Origin of the sequence: Mesorhizobium sp. M0833, from assembly GCF_040319905.1 — a bacterium.
In the GTDB taxonomy this organism is placed as follows: domain Bacteria; phylum Pseudomonadota; class Alphaproteobacteria; order Rhizobiales; family Rhizobiaceae; genus Mesorhizobium.
Map to the genome: position 1 here is coordinate 22,908 of NZ_JAMYOQ010000047.1, position 6,747 is coordinate 29,654.

The following is a 6,747-nucleotide window of genomic DNA, read 5'->3' on the forward strand; positions in this document are numbered from 1 at the left end:
GCTACCGGATCAGCTCGATCTTGCAGCCGACATCGAGGTCGCTCCAATCGCGATCAGCGGTGACGGCAATGGCGTTCTCGCGAATTGCCAGCGCGAGGCAGGCCCGATCGCCCAACGACAGGCCGCGATGCCGCGTCAGTTGGCGAAGCTGCCCGGCGGCGATGCCCATCGCTTCGTCGAAAACGGCGATCGGCATGCCGAGACTGGCGAGGTCGTCCGCGGCCTGTTCCATGCTGCGTCCCTTGTCGATCAGTTTGGCAATGATTTCGGCCGCATTGACCGAACTGCATTGTGCATCCGGCGCGAACCCCAAAGCACTATCGGTGCCTTGCTCGTTGAGCAGGATTGCGAGTGCCGCCGAACTGTCCATGACGTAGGGCTTCATTTCGCCCGCTTTCCTGTCGTCCCTTCGGCGTGAAGCCGGTCGAGACGCTTGTCGCTTCGACGCTGCTCTTCCCGCCGCTCCTTCAGAAATTCGTCGACGACGCTTTCACCGGGCTGTTTCAGCGCCGACAATTCGGCCTGGACGCGTCGCAGATTCTGCAGCCACGATCTTACCCGCAGCTCGCCGTTTTCGACATGCAGGATCATCTCCTCGCCAGGCTTCACGCCCATCTCCTCGCGCATCGCAGCAGGGATGACGAAGCGCCCGCCCTCGCCAAGTTTAACACGCTCGCGTTTCGCCGGAACCCTAAGCGGCGTTTTGCGAGCGCTGGCATCGAGTTGTGCTTGCTGATCTTCGTCAAATCCGGACTTTCCCGTTCTGCCCGCCATCGTACGCCTCGCCTATATTGTGGCACGTATTCTAAAATATGCCACATCGTATGGCTTCTGGCAAAAGCTCAAAAGGATGCCATTAGGCGCTCTCCGCCATGATTTCCCGCCCGATCAGCCAACGACGGATTTCGCTGGTGCCGGCGCCGATCTCGTAGAGCTTGGCGTCGCGCAGCAGCCGGCCGGTCGGGTAGTCGTTGATGTAGCCGTTGCCGCCCAAAAGCTGAATGGCGTCGAGCGCCATCAGCGTCGCCTTTTCGGCGGCGAAGAGGATACAGGCGGCAGCATCCTTGCGGGCCGTCTCACCGCGATCGCAGGCGGCGGCTACGGCGTAGACGTAAGCGCGTGCCGCGTTCATCGTCGCATACATGTCGGCGAGCTTGCCTTGCACCAGCTGGAATTCGCCGATTGGCTGGCCGAACTGCTTGCGCTCGTGCACGTAAGGTATCGCCACGTCGAGGCACGCCGCCATCAGCCCGATCGGCCCGCCGGCCAGCACGGCGCGTTCGTAGTCGAGGCCCGACATCAGCACCTCGACGCCGCGCCCTTCCTCGTGCAGCACATTGTCGAACGGCACTTCGACATTCTCAAACACCAGCTCGCCAGTGTTCGAGCCGCGCATACCGAGCTTGTCGAGCTTTTGCGCCACGGAAAAACCGGCAAAGGCTTTCTCGACGATGAAAGCGGTGATGCCGCGCGAATTGAGTTCCGGATCGGTCTTGGCGTAGACGACCAGCGTCTCGGCATCCGGTCCGTTGGTGATCCACATCTTGGTGCCGTTGAGCACATAGCGGTCGTTGCGCTTTTCGGCGCGCAGGCGCAGCGACACCACATCGGAACCGGCACCCGATTCCGACATCGCAAGTGCGCCGACCTTTCCGCCGCTGCAGAGCGAAGGCAGATATTTTTCCTTCTGCGCCTGCGTCGCCCAGCGATTGATCTGGTTGACGCAGAGGTTGGAATGGGCGCCGTAGGAGAGGCCGACCGAGGCCGAAGCGCGGGAAATCTCCTCCATCGCCACGACATGGGCGAGGTAGCCCATACCGCTGCCGCCGAAATCGGGATCGGCGGTGATGCCGAGCAGGCCGAGCCCGCCGAGCTCCACCCACAGATGCGCCGGGAATTCGTTCGAGCGGTCGATCTCGGCGGCTAGCGGCGCGATTTTCTCTTGGGCGAAGCGCCGCACCAGGTCGCGCAGCGCCTCGATATCTTCGTCAAGCCCGAAGTTGAGCGTATGCGTGTACATGCCGTTCCTCCCGGCGCACGACCCCGAAAATCGGGATCATGCGCGAAATCAAAGTGCTAGAGCGTCCTTTGCGCGCTCGAATGGACGCACAGTGCCGTGGCTCGTCCTCGCGCCATCGCTCTTTGCTCCGACAAGCCGCATTGTCATTGCTAGATATGTAGCGGTGACTTCGGCGATCGACAGCCGTTCGCCCGGCCGGAACCAGACGATGACGCCGGTCATCATCTGGATCAGCGCCATGGCGGTGAGCCCTGTGTCTTCGATGCTGAATAAGCCCGCTTCGACGCCGTCGCGCAGGATGGCGCGCAGCTCCTTCTCGTAGGCCGTGCGCATGCGCAGGATCTGCGTGAGTTTTTCGTGCGACAGGCTGCGCAGCTCCATGTTCGAGACATGGGTGGAATGGCGGCGCTCGATATGGAAAGCGATGTGGTTTTCGACATAGGCGGCAAGCCGGGTTGCCGGATCGGCGCCGACAGGGCGTGTTGCGCGCCACGCCTCGATCAAGCCTTCCATATGCTCGCGCATCAGCGTGAACAGAAGGTCCTGCTTGGTCGGAAAATAGCGATAGAGCGCCGCTGCCTGGACGCCAACCTCGGCCGCCAGCTGGCGCATCGACATCGCCTCGTAGCCGAGACGCGCAATCAGGCTGACCGCCGCCTCGCGGACCGCAGCTTCTGTCTTTTCTCCGTGGGAACCGGTCGTACGCGCCATAACGCAAAGCAATAAAACAAACGTTCAATTAATTCAAGGGCCGAGGCATATCTGGCGATGGCTTCAGGTTTGCTCTATCTGCACCCGGGACTTTTGTGCGATGGAAGCGAATGAGCAGGATCGTGCTTTGCTAGGCAACAATCCTGAAACCCGCGGACTTGTCGCGAGCCTCGATCTCCTCGACGTCGACCTTCGAAACTGCTGCCCTTGGGGGTCCTTGCCAAAGTCGTTCGATCATTGTCGAGACCGCCGCACCGGTCCCGGCAATCAAGGCTGTCACCGAGCCGTCAACTTCGTTGCGCACCCACCCGGCGAGGCCAAGCGCCGATGCCTCGCGCCGCGCCCAGACCCGGTAGCTGACGCCTTGCACCTTGCCATATATGCGTACCTGTACAGTCCGGTCGGTCATCGCGCTCTCCATCCTCTGAGTCGAGTCTGGCGCATCGCCGTGCAAATTCAACCACGCTGCCGCCGGTCAGCCACATAAGGCGAAGGCTCTTCAGTTCCCCCGTGCTGCCGCCAGTGCGCCGGGCAGTTCCTCGGCAAAAATGTCGAGCTCATGGTCGAGGCCGACGCTGACCCGGATGCAGCGATCGAGCACCGGCACCATCGGCTTGCGGATGAAGACGTCGCGCGACAACAACGCCTGCAGCACCTTCAGCGCGAAGGCGCCGTCGCGGCCGCAATCGATGGTGACGAAATTGGTCGCCGAAGCCAGCGGCTTCAGCCCGTTCGCCTCGGCTATTGCGGCAATGCGTTGGCGGCCGGCAGCGACCCGCGCCATCACGCTTTCCAGCCAGGCCTGATCGGCAAGCGCCTCGACGCCGGCGATCTGCGCCATGCGGCTGACGCCGTAGTGATTGCGGATCTTCTCGAAATCGCGAATCACTTGGGCCTCAGTCACCGCATAGCCGCAGCGTATGCCGGCCAGCCCATAGGCCTTGGAGAAAGTGCGCATGCGGATGACGTTCGGCCGCGCGACATCGATCGGCGGCAGCGCCGACGCGGGCCCTAATTCGCCATAGGCTTCGTCGAGCACCAGCATCGTGGTCTGCGGCAACGCGTCGATGAAGCGGCTGAGCTCGGCGGCTTCCCACCAGCTGCCCATCGGATTGTCCGGGTTGGACAGGTAGACCAGTGGCGCCTTCTCCCTGGCGACCGCAGCCAGCAGGCCGTCGAGGTTTTCCCGATCGTTCTCGTAGGGCACTGCGACCAATCGGCCGCCGACGCCGGCAACATGAAAGTTGAAGGTCGGATAGGCGCCGCGCGAGGTCACCACCGCGTCGCCGGGCGCCACATACATGCGCGCAACCAGGCTGAGCAGCCCGTCTATGCCTTCGCCGACGACGACGTTGTCGGCGCCGACGCCGAGATGCCTGGCTACGGCTACCTTCAAATCGTGATTATCGGGGTCGCAATACATCCACATGTCGCCGGCAATCCCGGCCATGCGGGTAACGACGCGCGGCGAAGGGCCAAAGCTGCTCTCATTGGCGCCGATGCGGGCGCGAAAGGCGCGGCCGCGATCACGCTCCTGCGCCTCCGGGCCGACAAACGGCACCGTGGAGGGAAGCGCGGCGATGAGCGGTGTAAGGGGAGGGCGCATGGCAAAGGCTCGTTAAAAAGGGGCCTTCTTGCTAGCCTGCCAGCTTGGTCTGCGCAAGTTCCGCAGCGGGCGGCAACAGTCAGGCTGGATTCTCGCGGATCTTTTTGCTAGCGAGGCACGATGAGCAGCCGACTGCCGCCCGCCTTCTCCAAGCATCTAAAGGGCCGACCTGCGCCGAAAGCGGAATTGCCGAGGGTGAACCCGCTGTCGCGCGCGCAAGCCGACGACATGCTGCTGAGGCAGGCGCTCGAACTCCAGCAAGCCAAGCGGTTGTCTGAAGCCGAGGAGCTGTGTCACCGCGTCCTGGCGCGCACGCCCAACCATCCCCTTTCGCTGTACATCCTCGGGACCCTAGGGCTCGGTTTCGATGATGAATTGGCCATCCAATATCTTGCGCGAGCTGTAGGTCAGGCGCCTCAAAATCCGCATTTCCACCTCAGTCTAGGCGAGGCCTATCTGACGGTCGGGGACAGCTTCCTTGCGATGAAACATCTGCAGCGCGCCTGCGAATTGAAGCCAGATCTGGTGGAAGCGCTTTGCGGATTAGGGCGCGCTTACGTCAGCTCCGACAAGGCCGCCATGGCTTTACCGCTCTACGAGAAAGCGCTCAAGATCAATAGCATTCATCCTATGGTCCGAACGGGTCTGGCCAACGCGCTCACCAGCCTCGGTCGCATGGACGACGCCAGGGCCTGCCTGAAGGAGGCAATCGAACGTCGCGTCGAGCTTGGGGCAGCCTACAATGGCCTAGTCAACACGCGCAAATTTGCCGAAGAGCCGCCCGAACTCGCATCCATCCTTAGCGAACTCGCCGATCCAAAGCTTGCCGCAAATGCAGCGCAACAGCTCCATCACGCCGCAGGCAAAGTGCTGAATGATCTTCAGCGGTATGAAGAGGCGATGGATCACTTCCAAAAGGCGAAAACGGCCGCTGGCCATGATTTCGACCTGGAATCCCACCGCCGCAGTGTCGATTCCATCATCGAGATATTCAACCCGTCAATGTTGGAAACCAAGGCCGGCTACGGCAGTCCATCCACAGTGCCTGTATTTGTACTCGGCATGCCCCGGTCGGGGACGACGCTGACTGAGCAAATCTGCGCGAGCCATCCGGATGCTCATGGCGCCGGGGAGCTTACGAAGCTGCGGCGGATCGCGAACTCGATGGGTTTCAGAACACAGTCGGACGAGGCCTTCCGCAGTTCGGTCATGTCGATGACGAGGGACCAGTCGAGAACGCTGGCCGAAGATTATCTGTGCTACCTGCGTCAACACGCGCCTGCGGCGCTGCGCATTGTCGACAAGATGCCTCATAATTTCGAGCTTATCGGGCTCATCGGGATTCTCTTTCCCAACGCCCGCATCATTCATTGCCGCCGCGATGCCATCGACAATTGCCTCTCCTGCTTTGTTTTGAATTTTAACAAGGAACACAGCTACAACGCCGACCTGCAGACACTGGGGCTATACTACCGAGAGTATCATCGCCTGATGCAGCATTGGCACAAGGTCTTTCCAGGTCGTATTTTTGAAAGCCGCTACGAAACGTTGGTTGCGGATCAGGACACGCAGTCACGCCGTCTCATCCATCATCTTGGTTTGCCCTGGGACGAAGCCTGCCTGCGCTTTTTCGACAAGGACGGCTCGGTCAACACGCTGAGTCGCTGGCAGGTTCGTCAACCGATCTATCGGACGTCTGTCAAACGTTGGAAAAATTACGAGAGCTCGATTCAGCCGTTGATTCAGTCGCTAGGCGATCTCGCAGAGACTTGAGTTGAGGTCGGCGGGTCCGCATTGTGCGAATTGCGAAGTTTTAGATCGCATAGGGTGGCTGACCGATTTTCTAGCTTGCGGCCGGCACCGCTCAGCGATTTTTTGACAGATCGGGTCAATCGGCAATGAACGTCGATGGCTCCTTTCAGTAGCAAACTGCAATCCTCGAGATTGGCCGAAACGCCCCTCGCTTCGTCATCCCACGGTCTGCGCTCCGCTTCGCGTCGCTCCGCACTGGGATGAACGGCATGGTCGCTGATGGCCGATCGTCGGGGTTTGACATTGGCAATTGAAGGCCACTGTAGCAGATGAAGGCTGATCCAGCAGAAAACGCCCATGGCCGCCGTGGGCGGCGCCATGCGTTACGTCCTTGACAGCCTCCCGACACGAAAAAACCCGGCGGTTGCCCGCCGGGTTTCGCTTTTGTCAGGTCGAACTTATTAGAATGAGCGCTGGAAACGGAGGAGGCCGCCGACGCTATTCTTCTTGTCGGCATTGGTCCAATTAGAGAAGTCCGCGTCATCGAACTTGCCTGCGTGCAGGTAGTCGACTTCGGCCGTGATCGTCAGACCGGGGACGATATCGTAGGCGACATTCGCCGCGATGCCGAGGTTCTTGTCGTCGTCATACGACGCCT

General features: G+C 61.0%; 8 protein-coding genes. 1 reads left to right on the forward strand and 7 read right to left on the reverse strand.

The genetic code is table 11. The annotated features are described in order from the left end of the window. Position 1: 1 nt before the first annotated feature. From NKH98_RS30675 to NKH98_RS30700, 6 genes are all read right to left on the reverse strand, one after another. Positions 2–385, reverse strand: coding sequence for a type II toxin-antitoxin system VapC family toxin (locus NKH98_RS30675; protein WP_352480311.1), 384 nt, complete (start codon positions 383–385; stop codon positions 2–4). Further along, positions 382–774, reverse strand: coding sequence for an AbrB/MazE/SpoVT family DNA-binding domain-containing protein (locus tag NKH98_RS30680; RefSeq protein WP_352805710.1), 393 nt, complete (start codon positions 772–774; stop codon positions 382–384). Before NKH98_RS30680 ends, NKH98_RS30675 begins: the two co-directional genes overlap by 4 nt. Before the next feature lie 82 nt (positions 775–856). Continuing rightward, a complete protein-coding gene (locus tag NKH98_RS30685; RefSeq protein ID WP_352904042.1) occupies positions 857–2,020 on the reverse strand; it encodes an isovaleryl-CoA dehydrogenase in 1,164 nt (387 codons plus the stop codon). Positions 2,021–2,068: 48 nt separating this feature from the next. Continuing rightward, a complete protein-coding gene (locus NKH98_RS30690; RefSeq protein ID WP_352904043.1) occupies positions 2,069–2,731 on the reverse strand; it encodes a TetR/AcrR family transcriptional regulator in 663 nt (220 codons plus the stop codon). A 130-nt stretch (positions 2,732–2,861) separates the two neighbouring features. Beyond that, positions 2,862–3,140 carry an acylphosphatase gene (locus tag NKH98_RS30695; protein WP_352904044.1) on the reverse strand — a complete coding sequence of 93 codons (279 nt, stop codon included), beginning with the start codon at positions 3,138–3,140 and terminating at the stop codon, positions 2,862–2,864. A 90-nt stretch (positions 3,141–3,230) separates the two neighbouring features. Next, positions 3,231–4,337 carry a pyridoxal phosphate-dependent aminotransferase gene (locus tag NKH98_RS30700; protein ID WP_352904045.1) on the reverse strand — a complete coding sequence of 369 codons (1,107 nt, stop codon included), beginning with the start codon at positions 4,335–4,337 and terminating at the stop codon, positions 3,231–3,233. A gap of 120 nt (positions 4,338–4,457) precedes the next feature. Between NKH98_RS30700 and NKH98_RS30705 the strand changes: the two genes are divergently transcribed. Then, positions 4,458–6,110, forward strand: a complete 1,653-nt coding sequence (locus NKH98_RS30705) for a tetratricopeptide repeat-containing sulfotransferase family protein (RefSeq protein ID WP_352904046.1) — start codon at positions 4,458–4,460, stop codon at positions 6,108–6,110. A gap of 440 nt (positions 6,111–6,550) precedes the next feature. Here NKH98_RS30705 and NKH98_RS30710 read toward each other — a convergent pair. Further along, the coding region (locus tag NKH98_RS30710) for a porin (protein ID WP_352904047.1) at positions 6,551–6,747 on the reverse strand (197 nt) is incomplete at its 5' end.